13 protein-coding genes are annotated in these 16,164 nt (G+C 39.1%); 8 read left to right on the forward strand and 5 right to left on the reverse strand.

The window, feature by feature from the left end; genetic code table 11:
- The 7 genes from AAC037_RS05190 to phnW form a co-directional block, all read left to right on the forward strand.
- Positions 1-435 (forward strand): amidohydrolase family protein (locus AAC037_RS05190; RefSeq protein ID WP_339901981.1); only part of this gene is annotated, 435 nt, incomplete at its 5' end.
- A 12-nt stretch (positions 436-447) separates the two neighbouring features.
- Positions 448-1,668 (forward strand): amidohydrolase/deacetylase family metallohydrolase, encoded by a 1,221-nt coding sequence (locus AAC037_RS05195; protein WP_339901982.1) that lies wholly within the window; start codon positions 448-450, stop codon positions 1,666-1,668.
- A 5-nt stretch (positions 1,669-1,673) separates the two neighbouring features.
- Positions 1,674-3,293, forward strand: coding sequence for an aminotransferase class V-fold PLP-dependent enzyme (locus AAC037_RS05200; RefSeq protein WP_339901983.1), 1,620 nt, complete (start codon positions 1,674-1,676; stop codon positions 3,291-3,293).
- Between the two features lie 45 nt (positions 3,294-3,338).
- Positions 3,339-3,917: a RidA family protein gene (locus AAC037_RS05205; protein ID WP_339901984.1), complete on the forward strand. Its 579-nt coding sequence runs from the start codon at positions 3,339-3,341 to the stop codon at positions 3,915-3,917.
- Between the two features lie 112 nt (positions 3,918-4,029).
- Positions 4,030-5,220, forward strand: coding sequence for an ergothioneine biosynthesis protein EgtB (gene egtB, locus AAC037_RS05210; RefSeq protein ID WP_339901985.1), 1,191 nt, complete (start codon positions 4,030-4,032; stop codon positions 5,218-5,220).
- Entirely contained in the window at positions 5,217-6,149 is a 933-nt protein-coding gene (gene egtD, locus AAC037_RS05215; RefSeq protein ID WP_339901986.1) for an L-histidine N(alpha)-methyltransferase, read from the forward strand. Before egtB ends, egtD begins: the two co-directional genes overlap by 4 nt.
- Before the next feature lie 359 nt (positions 6,150-6,508).
- Positions 6,509-7,606, forward strand: a complete 1,098-nt coding sequence (gene phnW / locus AAC037_RS05220; protein WP_339901987.1) for a 2-aminoethylphosphonate--pyruvate transaminase — start codon at positions 6,509-6,511, stop codon at positions 7,604-7,606.
- 85 nt (positions 7,607-7,691) lie between these two features.
- Here phnW and AAC037_RS05225 read toward each other — a convergent pair whose 3' ends face one another.
- A complete protein-coding gene (locus AAC037_RS05225) occupies positions 7,692-9,143 on the reverse strand; it encodes a sialate O-acetylesterase (protein WP_339901988.1) in 1,452 nt (483 codons plus the stop codon).
- A 377-nt stretch (positions 9,144-9,520) separates the two neighbouring features.
- On the opposite strand from AAC037_RS05225, the gene AAC037_RS05230 reads away from it, so the two are divergent.
- On the forward strand, positions 9,521-10,150 hold the full coding sequence (locus AAC037_RS05230; protein ID WP_339901989.1) for a hypothetical protein: 630 nt from the start codon (positions 9,521-9,523) through the stop codon (positions 10,148-10,150).
- 89 nt (positions 10,151-10,239) lie between these two features.
- Here the strand turns inward: AAC037_RS05230 and AAC037_RS05235 are convergent, their stop codons facing one another.
- From AAC037_RS05235 to AAC037_RS05250, 4 genes are all read right to left on the reverse strand, one after another.
- Positions 10,240-10,638 carry an OsmC family protein gene (locus AAC037_RS05235; RefSeq protein ID WP_339901990.1) on the reverse strand — a complete coding sequence of 133 codons (399 nt, stop codon included), beginning with the start codon at positions 10,636-10,638 and terminating at the stop codon, positions 10,240-10,242.
- A gap of 171 nt (positions 10,639-10,809) precedes the next feature.
- Entirely contained in the window at positions 10,810-12,378 is a 1,569-nt protein-coding gene (locus tag AAC037_RS05240) for a hypothetical protein (protein WP_339901991.1), read from the reverse strand.
- A 560-nt stretch (positions 12,379-12,938) separates the two neighbouring features.
- On the reverse strand, positions 12,939-13,940 hold the full coding sequence (locus AAC037_RS05245) for a hypothetical protein (RefSeq protein WP_339901992.1): 1,002 nt from the start codon (positions 13,938-13,940) through the stop codon (positions 12,939-12,941).
- Between the two features lie 680 nt (positions 13,941-14,620).
- Positions 14,621-15,274, reverse strand: a complete 654-nt coding sequence (locus AAC037_RS05250; RefSeq protein ID WP_339901993.1) for a helix-turn-helix domain-containing protein — start codon at positions 15,272-15,274, stop codon at positions 14,621-14,623.
- Between the last annotated feature and the right edge of the window lie 890 nt (positions 15,275-16,164).

The following is a 16,164-nucleotide window of genomic DNA, read 5'->3' on the forward strand; positions in this document are numbered from 1 at the left end:
AATTTCGATGTAGGACATGGAGGAGGCGCATTTTCCTTTCGCCAAGCCATTCCTGCCATACAGCAAGGCTTTCTCCCCAATGTAATAAGCTCAGATTTGCACAGCCAAAGCATGAACAGTGGCTTTAAAGACATGGCCAACCTGCTTTCAAAGTTTATGAACATGGGATTGACCATGGAAGAAGTCGTGCTTAGGGCCACATGGAATCCTGCACAGGTAATCAACCGAAAGGATCTTGGCCATTTGGACGTGGGGGCTGAAGCTGACATTGCGGTATTTACTCTTAGAAAAGGAGATTTCGGGTTTTTGGATATCAGAAGAACCAAAATAGACGGAGACAGGAGACTGGAAACAGAAATGACCATTCGCTCCGGCAAGGTAGTTTGGGACTTGAATGGACTAAGTGTACCCTATTGGGAGTCTGAGTTTAAATAGTATAAAGACAAAATGAGGCTTTTATTTACCATATGCCTTTGTATCGCTTACAGCTTGCAGGGAATCGGACAGGAATACGACTACCTAATAAAAGGTGCCTATCTAATTGACGCAAAGAATGAGATACAAGACACCATGGATATTGCAGTATTGGATGGAAAAATAGCCGATGTAGCTAGAAATCTTCTCGGTACCAATACCAAAAAAGTAATTGATGCTTCAGGCTTAATCCTCAGCCCCGGTTTAATTGATCCCCACACACATGTTTTTGTGGGAAGTAAAAGCCACACTTTCGCGGATGGGTTCAACAGTGTGTCACCAGATGATTTTAGTTTTCGTTCAGGGGTCACCACTGTAGTGGACGCGGGAACTTCAGGTTGGAGAAACTTTGAAACATTCAAAACCAATGTTATTGATGCCTCTAAAACCAGAGTCTTGGCATTTTTGAATATAGTGGGTGTGGGGATGAGTGGAAATGAAAGCCAGGAAAACTTATCTGACATGCAGGTAGACAAGGCGTATGAAACCCTAAAAAAATATCCTAGTATTTTAGTAGGTATAAAAATTGGCCACTACACGGGCAAAGATTGGCTACCCTTCGAAAATGCATTGAAGGCATCAGAAAAAGCCGGCAAACCTTTGCTTGTGGAATGTCACTTACCGGAATACTCTCTGGCAGATCAACTGAACAAAATGAGACCCGGTGACATTATTACCCATAGTTTTGAAGAAATAGATGAGCGACTGCCAATCATTGATTCAGCAGGTAGCTTACACCCCTTTGTCAAGGCAGCCTATGCAAGTGGGATTAATTTTGATGTTGGCCATGGAGGTGCCGGCTTTTGGTTCAGCCAAGCCATCCCTGCCTTTCGCCAGGGATTGGCACCAACATCTTTTGGAACAGATTTACATCGGTTCAGTATGAACAGTGGCATGAAGAACATGCTTAATATAATGTCAAAATTTATCAATATAGGAATGCCGGTGGAAGATGTCATAGCAACTGCAACTTGGAAAACTGCACAAGCCATTCAAAGAGAAGATCTAGGCCACCTGACGGTAGGAGCTGTTGCGGATCTTACTTTGTCAAGACTTCACACAGGTGATTTTGGATTTATAGATGCAGGAAAAAATAAAATTGAAGGTAAAATTAAATTAGAAACAGAGTTGACCATGAAGGACGGAAAAGTAGTTTACGACCTTAACGGATTGGCAGCAAATCAATACCACTAAAAATTATGGATAGAAGAGAAATGTTAAAAAACCTGGCCATCCTTCCCGTTGGAGGAGGCCTGATGAGTATGTCGCCACTTATGGCTACCCCGGATAAAAACGTTGCCAAAGGGCCCCTTGCCCTTGATAAAGATATTTATAAATCTATTGGAGTAGTGCCAATTATCAATTGCCGAGGTACTTTCACCATTATCGGTGGATCCATCGAAAGGCCGGAAGTGCATGCGGCCATGGCTGCAGCCTCTAAAAACTTCGTTCAATATGACGAGTTGGCCTTTGCCATCGGTGAAAGGCTTTCAGAAATCACCAAAGCGGAATTTGGAATTATTACAGCCGGTTGTGCGGCTGCGATGAAGCACGGTACTGCTGCTTGTGTTACAGGAGGTAATCCTGAAAAATTACTTAGAATCCCTGACTTATCAGGCCTTGACAAAACAGAAGTAATTATCCCTAGGCATTCCAGAAATGTTTATGACCATGCGGTTAGAAATATTGGGATAACTGTAGTAGAAGTGGACAGTATGGAAGCTTTGGAAAAAGCCATCAATCCTAAAACTGCCATGATCTATTTGCTGGCAAATGGAAGTTCTGCTACCGGACAGCCTATGTCAGTGGAAGCTATTGCCGAAGTTGCAAAAAAACAAAACATCCCAATTATGGTGGATGCCGCTGCTGAAAACCTTAGCATTCCAGTAGTTCATTTTGAACGTGGAGCAGACATGGTAGCCTATAGTGGTGGAAAAGCCATGTGTGGCCCTCAGTGTGCCGGACTTTTGTTGGGTAGAAAAGACCTTATGCTTTCTGCTTGGCAGGCTAGCTCACCTCACCATGGACCGGGAAGAGACAATAAAGTAGGTAAAGAGGAAATGCTCGGAATGCTGGCAGCAGTAGAAGCATGGACCACCAGAGACCATGAAAAAGAGTGGGACCGATGGATGGACTGGCTAAACTTAATCGCTGATAAAGCCACTAAAATAAAAGGTGTTAGCCACAAAATAAATATCCCTGAGGGACTCAATAACCGGGCCCCAAACCTAGTCATTAGCTGGGATCCGAAACAATTCAATATTACAGGTGCTGAAGTAGCCGAACTATTTGGACGTTCTGAGCCAAGAATTGCTATTGGAAGCGGCGGCAAAGATGGATTGACTTCCATTAATGTTACGCCAAGTCAAATGCAAGAAGGTGAAGCAAAAGTAGTGGCCAATAGGCTACACGATACGCTTTCCGAAAAGAGACCTGCACCTGATACCAGTATGGCAGCTCCTGCCGGAAATATTGCCGGAAGATGGGACATCAACATGGCTTTCTTTAGCAGCGAAAGTACTCACCATATGATATTGGAGCAAGACGGCAACTGGCTAAATGGAACGCACAAGAGTGATTTTGCCGAGCAAGACGTATATGGTACCATCGAAGGAGACACCATTAAAATCAGAAGCCATTTCAGAAAACCCGGAGATTCCGTTGTTTATATGTTTACCGGTAAGTTAAAAAATAGTGAATGGTCCGGAGAAGTTTTTATGGGCGAATATTTGACGGCCAACTTCACCGCCAAAAAATGGGAATCCAAAAAACGCAAGCAGCAAATTACCGTTCCCGGTGGACCTCCATTGGCAACTTGATTTGTTTTGACTAAAAGGAAAATCTAACAAAAAATTAATCATACAATGAGAAAATTCGCTCTAATACTGTTGATTCCTTTCTTAAGTCTTGCCGGGTGTGGTGGACCATCAAAAGATAAGGGAGAGAAAAAAGAGGTCGCAACAGAACAAAAAACGGATGGTGTTGATGCCGAACAAAGGATCAAAGATCTGGGAATTGAACTAATAACACCTAAACCACCGACAGCCAATTACCTAAAAGCCAAAACCATGGGTAATGTCGTTTACTTGGCCGGTACCGGTCCTGACAGACCTGATGGTACACAAGTAGTCGGTAAATTGGGCAGTGAAATAAGCTTGGAAGAAGGAATAGAAGCCGCCCGTTTTGCAGGCATCTCCCTACTTTCTTCCTTAAAAGCAGAAGTTGGAGACCTAAACAGGGTGAAAAACATCGTTCGAGCCAAAGGCATGGTCAATGCAGACCCTTCCTTTACCCAGCATTCTCAAGTCATCAATGGCTTTTCAGATTTGATGGTAGAAGTATTTGGTGAAAAAGGAAAGCATGCCAGAGCAGCTATTGGAATGGGCTCTTTGCCTTCCAATATTTCAGTTGAAATAGAAATGATTGTAGAGCTTTACGAATAATAATCAGTCGATTATTTAAAAATTAGCGCGATAATTGCTTAAACTTGGGGATGGTGAAAACCATCCCCATTTTTATTTGTTAAAAACATTAACCCAACTAAAAATAATTTTCATGAAAGGGAAGTTAGAGCAAGCAGTATGCAATCCCACCATACTTTTGGATAGATTTATAAACTGTCGGATTCAAACAGAAGAGATTTGCGCCCCACTTGAAGTAGAAGATTATGTTCCCCAACCCATAGCAGAAGTTTCTCCTCCTAAATGGCACCTCGCCCACAGTACTTGGTTTTTTGAACAATTTTTACTCGTTCCTTTCTGTCCCTCTTATAAAATATACGACAAGGATTTCGCCTATCTATTCAATAGCTACTACAACAATGCAGGAGATACAATATTGCGCCCCAACAGAGGATTGATGAGCCGACCACCTGTAACGGAAGTGATGGCTTATAGAGCATATGTGACCAATGCAGTCAAAAAGCTAATAAATGATGGCAATCCTGACCGTCAAATGTTAGCGATCATCGAACTTGGAATCAACCATGAACAACAACATCAGGAGTTACTGGTCTATGACATCAAATATATCTTGGGCAATCAACCCACCTTTCCGGTGTATGGAGACCGTTTTAAAAATGAACCCGAAAACAAACGCTTAGACTGGATAGAAATTGAGGAAGGCATCAAGTCCATAGGTTTTTCAGGAGAGGGGTTTTCTTATGACAATGAATTGGGAAAACATAAAGTTTACCTGGCCCCATATAAGATTTCAAACAAGTTGGTAACCAATGGGGAGTTTATTGAATTTATAGAGTCAGGAGCCTATTCAAACTTTAATCTCTGGCATTCAGACGGTTGGGAGCATATCTGCAATAATGCAATCAAGGCCCCGCTTTATTGGCACAAGGTAAAAGACAAGTGGCAAGTTTATACCTTAGGAGGATTAAAAGAGATCAATCCGGATTTGCCGGTTCAGCATGTAAGTTATTATGAAGCCTTTGCTTTTGCGGAATGGAAAGGCATGAGGTTACCTACAGAGTTTGAGTGGGAGGCTGCTGCAGATCAGTTTACCTGGGGGCAACTGTGGGAATGGACTTCGAGCGCCTACTTGCCTTACCCCGGTTTCCAAAAAGCCCCGGGAGCCTTAGGGGAATACAATGGAAAATTTATGGTCAACCAACAGGTACTCAGGGGCGCTTCTGTAGCTACTGCCGAAAACCACAGCCGTAAAACCTACAGAAACTTCTTTGCTCCTCCATCCCAATGGATTTTTTCAGGAATTAGACTTGCACAATCCCTATGATAAACAACAGCTTCGAAAAAGACATCCTCAAAGGTCTGAATTCACAGCCCAAACGGCTTTTCTCTAAGTATTTTTATGATGAAAAAGGATCCTCCATATTTCAGGAAATCATGCAGATGGACAGTTACTACCTGCCTAAATGCGAAACGGAAATATTACGTGACAGGAGTCATGAAATCATTGCCCTACTTCCAAATAGCACTTATGATATAGTAGAATTAGGTGCAGGCGATGGGACCAAAACAACCTTATTCCTTGAAGCTCTGCTAAATTCCGGAAAGACGGTTAATTATTTACCTCTTGATATTTCTCCGGATATCCTTGACTACAATAAGAAAGTCATTGGCAGCAAGTTTCCTGAGTTGAACATTTTACCCATTGCCGGTGATTATTTTGAAACCCTTGAAAAAATTAAACCTCGAAAGAATCCAAAAATTGTACTTTTTATGGGGAGCAATATCGGCAATTTTGAAGGACAAAAAGCTGTAGAATTTTTGAAGTTTGTAAGAAGCTTCCTGACTGATGGTGATTTTTTCTTACTTGGAGCAGATTTAAAAAAGCATCCTCAGACTATCCTGAAAGCTTATGATGACCCTGAGGGAGTAACAAAAAGATTCAACCTTAACCTTTTACACCGAATCAATAAGGAATTGAAGGGAAACTTTATTCCTGAGAACTTTGATCATTATGCCAGTTACGACCCCCAAAGCGGAACCACCAAGAGCTTCTTAATAAGTAAGGCCGAGCAAACGGTTCAAGTGGCCAAGCAAAACATAACCTTTGAAAATAACGAACCCATCCATATGGAAATTTCTCAGAAATATGGCCTTAGGGATTTAATTGAATTGCGGGAAAAATCAGGTTTCAGTTCTGACTATCATTTCCAGGACAGCAAAAGCTATTTTAGCCTTAGCCTATTTAAGTATTAAAATCGAAAGTAAAGGCACACAAAAGCATGGAAATCTCCGGGTGAATCAAACCTTGCAAAACTTATGCACGGAGACTGATAGCATGCGCTTATTTAACTTCGATTTAGTAATAGTATACGTATTGTTTGTCCCGAGTTTTCTCAGGGAGTGTTATAATCACAAGAAATTCAGGCTGTTTGTAGATTTTAGTAAAGTGTTGCCATGTGAAATTGAAAACAGCAACGAAGGGACTGGTTTTGAAATGATTTCATCAGGTAATAGATTGTCTATTGCATTTTATGGGTTAAAATACTTTGTTAGCAGGAATCAATTTCAGAAACAATTATATTTGATTGTATATTCAACCTCAAGAAAAAAATATGATTCCAGAAAACCCTTACCTGCTTCTTACACCCGGCCCTTTGAGTACAAGTAAAACAGTTAGGGAAGCCATGAACCGTGACTGGTGCACATGGGATGAAGATTACAAAAGCATTGTACAAGATATTCGTAGTTCCTTACTTGCTTTAAGCAATGGTGGAGATGAATACAGCACGGTTTTGATGCAGGGAAGCGGTACCTTTTCCGTAGAAGCTGTCCTGTGGACTTGTTTGAAACCGGAGGACAAAATTCTGGTGCTTTCCAATGGTGCCTATGGCAAACGAATGGCTAAAATCGTTTCGCTTATGGGAATCAGCTTGGAATTACTGGACTTGGAAGAGCATGAGCAGGCAAGCCAGGAAAAAGTTGAGGAGCTGTTGAAGCAAAATCCCGACATTAGTCATATCGGTATGGTCCATAGCGAGACCACTACAGGGATGTTAAACAAATATGCTCCCATTGCTGAGCTCGCAGAAAAATACAATAAATGCTTTATTTTGGATGCCATGAGTAGTTTTGGAGGGGTTCCCCTAGACATACGCTCACCAAAAATTGATTTTCTGATAAGCAGTGCCAATAAATGTATACAAGGCGTGCCCGGCTTTGGTTTTATCATTGCCCGAAAAGAAGTGCTCAAAGCATGCAAAGGCAACTCAAAAAGCCATTCTCTGGATCTCTATGACCAATGGGAAGCTATGGAAAATGATCCCGGTAAATGGCGGTTCACCTCTCCTACCCATACAGTAAGGGCATTTTTGCAGGCATTAGATGAATTAAAACAAGAGGGCGGCATCGCTGCCAGGTATAAAAGATATGCCAGCAACCACCAGACCTTGGTGCTGGGAATGAAAAAATTGGGCATTGAAGCTTTCCTTTCTGAGGAAGACCAGTCGCCTATCATTACAGCTTTTCATGAGCCTTCAAGCCCTGACTTTTCTTTTGACAAACTTTACCATTTGCTCAAGGCGGAGGGTTTTGTGATTTATCCCGGAAAGGTATCCAAAGCAGCAACTTTCAGAATTGGTCACATCGGTCATGTATTTCCTGAAGACATCAAAAGACTGATTATAGCCATAGAAAAAATTATGTTTTGGTAATTTTTTCTACATAAAAAAACCTCCGGAAAATTGCTCTACTATTTGCCCATATTTCCGGAGGTAAATTATTATTTATTGGACAAGCTTACCTTTTTCCATAAGTGATTCCTTCCCAATCATCCGTTCTGAAAGGATTGGCTGGAAGCCCTTCTTTATTGTATACATTTACGTCATCAGGATTGTCTGCCCAGCCATACCTTACAGCAACAGGGTTTTTGATGTCTCCTGTCTCCAAGACAATTTGATCGCCATCCTGTTTTCCAGTAACCCAGTGAAATTCCTTGTCTGCACCTGCAACAGCAAAACCTTTCACATAGCCATATTTGTCATTGACCACTAAACCCGATCCAATATGGTCGAAGCTAATGCGGATCTGATTTCCCTGAATTTCCATAGATTTAAACGTAGGTCCACTATAGACCACATCCATGCCGTAGGCAATTTTCTTAGCTCCTTTGGCCAGGCGCTCCGCCACTGTCCATTTGTCTCTTGGGTGAATGTCATCCGCTTCTCCTTTGTCTATAATTACGGCCTGCGCAGTATTTGGTAGAGACAAGGTCATGGTCTGCGCCTCCCTTAACTCAGCCCAGTCACTATCCACCGGCTCAGCTTTTGGCTGCCTGAAATTGGCCAATTGCACCCAAAGAAAAGGGAAGTCTCCCTGTCCCCATTGCGCTCTCCAGTCTTCAATCATTAAAGGAAAAATCTCCCTGTACTGGTAAGCCCTTGATGCATTGGATTCACCTTGATACCAAAGTGCCCCTTTAATCGCAAAAGGAATCACAGGTTCTAACATGCCATAAAATAAACTGGTTGGCCAGCTATTGGGCTTTTTCAAATCAGGATCTGAGAAATCCTTTGGTCCCTCCATTTGGTTTTTTGCTACTCTCTCCTTGAAATCCGGATGGGTCAATAAAGCATCTGCACTGGTCCAGGCTTCAGAAAGAGTTCCTCCCCAGTTGATATCCAGTAGGCCTACAGCCACATCCATATCTGTTTCAATTCTTCTGGCAAAGTAATAACCGATGGCAGAGAAATTGGCCACTGTTTCCGGAGAACAAATGGACCACTTGGCTTCCGGCACTTCCTCAATCTCTTCCAAGCTAAGGTTTCTACCTACTTCAAAAAGACGGATATTGGGGTGGTTGGCAGTCTTGATACTGTCTTCTCCATTATTTGTCCTTTTCAAGGCCCACTCCATATTGGATTGACCACCCAGAAGCCACACATCTCCCATCATTACGTTTTCCAATACCTTGGATTCTTTTTTGGTATTGATGGATAGGATATAAGGGCCACCTTTGGGAAAAGCATCCATCTTCAGCATCCACTTACCTTCCTTGTCAGCTTTTACTCTGTATTTTTTTCCCTGAAAGGTCACATTCACCCATTGTCTGGGATCAGCTTCTCCCCAAACAGGTATTTCTTGACCGCGCTGAAGTACCATATGGTCTGCAAAAACCTTAGGCAATTTTAATTCTGCTTTTACCTGAAAAAGAATCAGGAACAATGCAGCAAATAATACAATTCTTCTCATTAGATTTGGATTTGGTTATTTTAAAAAAAGATTCGATAATATACGATTTTTGAGCTAAAAATCATCCATCAAACCCCAATAGGAAAGCCGGGTTTTTTATTAAAGCACAATTCAAGGTGATAAAAAGAAGCTTTTGAGAAAAACACGATGTAAAATCCTTGGTTTCTACCTGCCCTCCTGATCCCAAGAAGAGATTGAATGCTGGTTGTGCCCCGCAGTAAAATTATTTACTAATGGGCTAAAGCTCAATTTTAAAAGCCTTCATATTATTTTGAACTAATTTTATTTTTAAATAATTTTAAAATTAGTTCAAGGCAAATATTGCCCGACATCATTTAGCTTTTTTTGGTAAAGATGCTCAAATTAAACTATTGGTTATGAAAAAAGTAGCATTAGCAGCAGCCATTTTTATAGTTACCGGAGTAACTGTATCTGCCCAACAGAATGATAAAAGTTTTTCCATAAAAGGGAGAAAATCAATTGGAATAGGGACTGCCCTAAATAACACAAAGTTTTTACAAGGCAAAAATAGCCTTTATACGGAAATGTTTTTTGATTATGGTCTTGGTAAATTTATAAGTACCGGAGTATTTGTTGGGTATCAGAAGAGGCAATATTCTTTTTTATCAGTATTTGATTCAAACAGTAAAAGTTTAAACTATGATCAAAATTTTATTCCTTTAGGAATAAGAGCTACGGTACATCTAACCTCATTCTTGAGTGATCAATTACAACTTAATCTTAAGCCGGAGAAATGGGACGTGTATGTGAGGTATTATGCAAGTGTAACATTAAACTCCGTAAAGGATAAATTTGACAGGTCTAGTGGTCATTTGCCTGAAGATCAAATTAACTACATGTTTTATCGAACAGATGAGGACCTCAATTATTCTGCAGGATTATTGAGCGGGATTGGTTTTTACCCCCTCAAAAATGTAGGCTTCTTTTTTGAAGGAGGTTACGGGCCTATGGGGAATTTCAATATAGGCATTATTTCCAAATATTAACAAGCTGCGCAGAAATATAATGGCCATCCTAAGCCATCAAAAAGTTTAGGTTTGCGGGATGTGGTAAAAACGATATTGCACCATTCAGCTTAAACTTTACTAACCGTTCCTGAAATGGAACAAACCATTTTTACTGTATTGTAAATGGTACCAAACTTTTCAATGTTTTTTTTGAGTAAGTCAGGGTTAAGGTTTTCATCACTACTGTGGACGGTCAAATGGTAATTGATATTATCCATCCTTGGGGGATTCTCGAGGCGGGTTGCGTGGACTTCAATGGTAGCATGGGTATAATCAAACTTCAAAATACCAGAAAAGCGCTCAACATTTTTTAAAGCACAGGAAGCAAAAGAACCCAAAAATAATTCAGCCGGATTGGGCAAAGTTTCAACAGAATTTGAAGTAGTGCCAAAGGCTATATTTGATGCCTTAATATGAATAACTGCATCTTGGTTTGATTGTGAAGAAGCTTTGATATGGTATTCCATGTCCAGTTTATTTTTATCTCCATAAAGTTAGAAATAAATGGTGGACTTTGATAAGTTTCCCCATCGCTTATGGCCAATCAAACCTAGCTAATTTTAAGCTGATCCTTATACCAAAGATTCAAAAGGTTTATGAGAGGTTCAAATTATTCAAGTCTCAATTTTCTTATTGAATTAATCCGTAGTAAGTGACTTTTTCCCATTTAAATTAAGCAAAATGAAACGTTGATTTTTTACGTTTGAAGGTTTTTGGGAGAATAACAAAACCTCATTGTCATTGAATTTCGAGCTAAGCTTGGGTCTTACTCTGAAACCCTGGGTTTGCCAATTATTTGTCACCACTTTTTGACTTACATCTCCTTCTTTGGTGATCGTCGCAATAACCACAGATTCATCTTCTTCATTATTGAAGGCTTTGAATCTTTTTAAATCGTTCTTTTGTAGATTTTTTCTATTACCATTATATATCAGATGAAAATCTGTTGAATCCTTTAGCACCAAATAACTCGAATAAATCCAGGTATTATCTTTAGAGTTATCTTTTTTTATCATTTTTGTCCATAACCGGTTTCCGTTTTTGTCAAAATGAATTGCAATAAGGTTTTGGAAATAATAGGTCGTTATATATTGTGAAAAGGTATGGATCTCCTCTGCAATCATAAGTATAGCGCCATCATCGTATGTCAACACACTTTTTGGAATGTAATAGGCCAATTCACTATTTTTTCTAATTTTTTTCTTGGATAAATTTTCAAGGTTAGGGATTTCAGCATGTCGATCTAGAAGTGCTTGATCGAAGGGTTCTAGTTGATGAATGGTTTCCCCTGGATTTGATTGATCAATCTGATGAAAAAATGTTCCATGCGCATCATATCTACCCACATTTGAATATAGACCTACTAGCTTAATTATTGATCCATCAATACGTAGTGCAAGGCTATTTAACCATTTATTATCATTAGGGACTTCCCCAATAGTTTTTGAATTCCCTTGATTCAATTGAACAATTTTATAGCCATAGTCAGGTACCTTTTTACTATTGGGGCTTAAAGGTACCTTACTTAAATCAGCGGTCAATAATATCATTTCCTTCTTGTTGAGAAGGGTTCCGCCCATAACTACAAATTCATTTTTGCTGAAAGGGAACTGATAAGTAAAGGCATCAATCTTATTAAAGTCATTGTCAAAAACGATTAACCCATACTTTCTAAATTCTTTCGGCTTAGTGGGTATGGTGTAGAATAGGCCGACAGCGCTGCTATCTGCTGCAAGAACAAATGACACATACGATCTTTTCATGTTGACCCCTTCAATCGAAAGGTTTAGGATTTCCTTTTCCGAAGCGATTCGGAAGCCATTAAGGTCAATGGTCTTAGCAAAATATTTGCGATAAGTCTTTGTCGATTTAGAAGTTATATTCAAGAGCTTGTCGCCAAGTTCAATGACACCTAGTGACACTTCACTAACCCCTTCTTCTTCATCAAAATGGGTCAATTGAATTTCTTCCATAGTAGGTTGAAAATCATTATTGAACTTAACCAAACTAGACAAGCCATTGCCAAATTTTCCTTTGGAATATAGGAAATAATGCCCATTTTCATTGCTTCCTACATACTGCTCTGGAATTTCTCTTCCTCCTGTTTTAAATTCATCGTAAAGGCTGATAGAATAGTTATTGCTTTCTTGAGCTATAGAAGGAATGGCTACCCACAAAAAAATAAAAAGTAATAGGTTAATTTTCATAAAAGATTATATGTTGTATTGAAACCAAAAATGACTTAGCTTAAATAATGTCTATAAAGGTAATAATATGAACTAAATTACCAGCAATTGTCAGTAAGAGAATCAAGATTTATTTCCTAATTCAGGTCAAAATAGCTGCTAATTAATAAAAAAATATTTCTCAATAGGAATAGGCTATAGCCCATTTTAAATAGCAAAACCACCGCACCCTGCTTTAGCCTAAAAACAGGTAACAATAGCTTTAATTTGGAATTGAACCATGCCCTAGAGAAGAGGGCGGAAAATCATTCTATTTTAGGGGGCAATATGCTTCGTTTTGCTTCCTATAAGAAAAATCTTCAATCTTCACTTATTAAGTTTGTTTGCACGGGAAAAATAAGTGAAAGAAGGGTTTAACTCCCATCACAAACCCTACAAACAATAACTCAAAACAAAGAAGGACCTATTTAATTGTCCTTCTTTGCATTGGAGCCTTCACAAGTCCAATTTACGACCCTACATTAATTTCAGCTCTTCTATTGCATGAATTGCCTGCATAGAATAATTCATAAAACGACAAATTAATCATTAGACAGGTACAAGGAACTGGCACCGCTGAGGGAAACATTCCAAGAAGGAGGTACATTTCCTCCGTTTCCATAATTGGAAAATCCAAGTACACGACCTCCACCATTTCCAATCTCGGCAATATAAACCGTTCCGGATTCAGCGTCATAAGCTACATCGATGGGATTACCCATCATGGTGGCAGCTCCTGCCACTCTGGTCTGTGCAGACATCCCGATAGTTCCTCCATCCGAGGTATTGTTGAAGGTGCTGCTGAAATCTTCAATTAGATGAAATCCTCCATCATCTTCTGTATTTGCAGCATCGCCAATATCCGTCATCACCATCATGTCATTCATCATATCATAGGCCAATCCGTGTGTCCGTACGATTCCCTCAATGGTAACCATTTTTGAGGCTTGAAGCATGCCATCGGTACTGTTTGATGAAAAATTATTAAACACCGCCAAATCAGAAGTTTTATCTACAACGGCAAATAAGTCATCCCCTATAAATTCAACGCCCCAGACTGCAAAATCAATATCAAAAGTATTCTTTAACATCAGGCTATTACCTGATCTGGTATAAACAAAAAACTGGTTTTGTTGATTGTCTGCAATGACTACTGTATTTCCGTTTACAGCCATGGCTCGTGGATTCATTAAGTCCGCAGCACCGGAACCACCCAGGTCTAATGAAAGGGAGTGATTCATCAAAACACTGGAAACATCAGCGTATACATTTACTTGAAGAGCGCTCCTAGAAGCCACAATAAGTTCATCACTGGCATCATCATAATGAATGCCCTCATTTCCCGTGGAAAGCGTGGTAAACATATTCATTTCCACCCCTCCATCATCTTTAAATTCATAAGTATTGATATCACCGCTGGCGTTGCTGGTAACAAACAAAGTTGCCCCATGCCTATCAATATCCATCATGTCGTCATCTTCACATGAAGCAAAAGCGAGCAAAGAAAAGCCAAGAAAGGCTTTCAATAGGTTAGATTTTTTCATCTTAAATTTAGTTTAGTTAAAGAATAGTGCGTATTCATCAACTACCTACGAATAAAAGATTTGGATTGGATTTACTGGTTTTCATTTTTTTTTGGTCAAAAGTTTAAATCAACAATTAGCTGATCAAATAGATTGAAATTTAACCAAGGCAAGCAAGCAGTAACCCTTTTTTCTAAATGGGTCAACATAGGCCTTTATACAGGATAAAACCCTTTACGGAACCTAAATTCTCAAGACTTTGACCTGGTTGCTAAAAATCGGACCCTGAGCTTGTTGGAGGATGTTGTGGAATTGGAAGGGGCCAGGATAATACTGAAAAAAATTACCAATTCCAGCTCCAAGGCACCTATTCAACCCTTCCGGGCTTGCAGATTTGAAGGGGATTTTTCGGTTTGAAAACACCAAGCCCCATTTGTAAAAATAGCTACTCAATAGGAATGGGCTTTAGCCCATTTTAAAAACGAAACCACCGCCTCCGGCTTTAGCCAAAATTTGGGTAACAAAAGGTTTAATAGGAAATTGGACTTTGCCAAAGGATAAAAACAGTAAAGTATTTGGGTTCACGCTTGTACATTTGAGCATACCTTGCTACAGCGAACCCATCAAAATTGACGCTTCTAAATAAACGGCAAATAATTTCAAACGGTGGTCCCTTTGTTAGTGGCATAAGATTTATTTCACTATATCATTTTTTCTACTACATAAGTCTTCGACAGCTTATCATATAAGTTTTGATTTTTATCATCCCAAAGAACCCAAATAATGGGAATTAAAAAAAAGCTAAACACACCTTTTAAAAGTTCACGAATTGCCCCCTCTGTTGCTTTTTGGTAATCATCTCCCGTCTCTGATGAAATAACCTTTAAACCAATGATACGGTGTCCTAAATTCCCTGAAAACATTGGGTAAAATATGGCTCCAATAATTAGCCCAAAAATTGCTGCAAAGCCAAATCCAATGGGGTGTTCTCCATTTACAAACCCATTTAATGATGATGTTTTATAAAATGTATAGGGGAGATAAATGGTAATAGAATAAATAATAGTTTCCAATAAACTACCTAAAAATCGCTTTCCCTTTGATGCCAACTTATATCCGTGAACCAGGTTATTGTTAAAATCACCTTCAATTTGTTTGTTGCTATTTATTAAATCTTCTACATCAATATCTAATACTTCGCATATTAATTTTAACGTTTTTCCGCGTGGTTCACTTTCATTATTTTCAATTCGTTGTATTGTTCTTAAATTAACTTTTGATAACTCAGCTAACTCTTCTTGAGTTAAGCCTTTTAACTTTCTAGTTTTACTAATTTCCTTTCCTATTATACTCATTCTAAATTTTGTTTAAATTTCTTCTAAGTTAATTATAAAACTATATTTATAATACGGATTGAAAGCGGTTTATTAACGACATTTTTACGGCATCCGATTAAATATCAATGTTGTCATATTCTATAAAAACTGAATTTAAGTTTGGTTTTTGTCTTATCAGAGCTATCCTTAGTAACATGAGTACATCTCACAGCCAAACCAAAATTTTCTCTACTCTATGCGTATTCTGCATTGATTTATTTTGCCCAAGGCTATTCAATTTTTCGTTGAATGGCTTTGCGGTAGGGATAATTTAATGAGAACCCTGCTCCTAATATTAATGAAGTAGGCGTGATCTTTTCGTTTGTGCAGTATTCTATCATTGACTAGGAGCAACTAAAAAATATCCTCGTATCCTTATTACTATCAAAAAGTAGCATTCCATTATAAAAACTATCCCGGCTACTAAGCCCTTGTTCCAGGCTTTCAGATTTGATAGGGACCTTTTAGTTTGAAACCACCAAGCTTCATTTGTAAAAATACCCACTCAATAGGAATGGGCTTTAGCCCATTTTAAAAGATGCAATACCGCAGCCGGCTTTAGCCAAAATTTAGGTAACAAAAGGGTTAATAGGAAATTGAACTTTGACAAAGGAAAGAGGGCTGTAAACTATTTTACTTTAGGGGGTCAATATGCTCCGTTTTATTTATAAAACCTATCTTAAACATAAACTACCAATTTATCAATAAAGCTTAAATGAAACACTGGAACATCTATGCCTCTGGTTTTCTGGGACTTCAATAATTAATGAGGAAGGTTTAATGCGCTAAATGATTGGCTTAGAATCTTTAATGGATGGTAACAATAAGCTAAAATCCGTAGGCTAACCCATTGTAATTGGGAGTGTTAG

This window comes from uncultured Cyclobacterium sp., assembly GCF_963976465.1.
In the GTDB taxonomy this organism is placed as follows: domain Bacteria; phylum Bacteroidota; class Bacteroidia; order Cytophagales; family Cyclobacteriaceae; genus Cyclobacterium.

Coding starts and splice junctions, on each gene's coding strand:
- AAC037_RS05225 (WP_339901988.1), bottom strand. CDS start 9,143: ATGAGAAGAATTGTATTATTTGCTGCATTGTTCCTGATTCTTTTTCAG.
- AAC037_RS05250 (WP_339901993.1), bottom strand. CDS start 15,274: ATGAGTATAATAGGAAAGGAAATTAGTAAAACTAGAAAGTTAAAAGGC.
- egtB (WP_339901985.1), top strand. CDS start 4,030: ATGAAAGGGAAGTTAGAGCAAGCAGTATGCAATCCCACCATACTTTTG.
- AAC037_RS05205 (WP_339901984.1), top strand. CDS start 3,339: ATGAGAAAATTCGCTCTAATACTGTTGATTCCTTTCTTAAGTCTTGCC.
- AAC037_RS05235 (WP_339901990.1), bottom strand. CDS start 10,638: ATGGAATACCATATCAAAGCTTCTTCACAATCAAACCAAGATGCAGTT.
- egtD (WP_339901986.1), top strand. CDS start 5,217: ATGATAAACAACAGCTTCGAAAAAGACATCCTCAAAGGTCTGAATTCA.
- AAC037_RS05230 (WP_339901989.1), top strand. CDS start 9,521: ATGAAAAAAGTAGCATTAGCAGCAGCCATTTTTATAGTTACCGGAGTA.
- AAC037_RS05240 (WP_339901991.1), bottom strand. CDS start 12,378: ATGAAAATTAACCTATTACTTTTTATTTTTTTGTGGGTAGCCATTCCT.
- AAC037_RS05245 (WP_339901992.1), bottom strand. CDS start 13,940: ATGAAAAAATCTAACCTATTGAAAGCCTTTCTTGGCTTTTCTTTGCTC.
- phnW (WP_339901987.1), top strand. CDS start 6,509: ATGATTCCAGAAAACCCTTACCTGCTTCTTACACCCGGCCCTTTGAGT.
- AAC037_RS05195 (WP_339901982.1), top strand. CDS start 448: ATGAGGCTTTTATTTACCATATGCCTTTGTATCGCTTACAGCTTGCAG.
- AAC037_RS05200 (WP_339901983.1), top strand. CDS start 1,674: ATGGATAGAAGAGAAATGTTAAAAAACCTGGCCATCCTTCCCGTTGGA.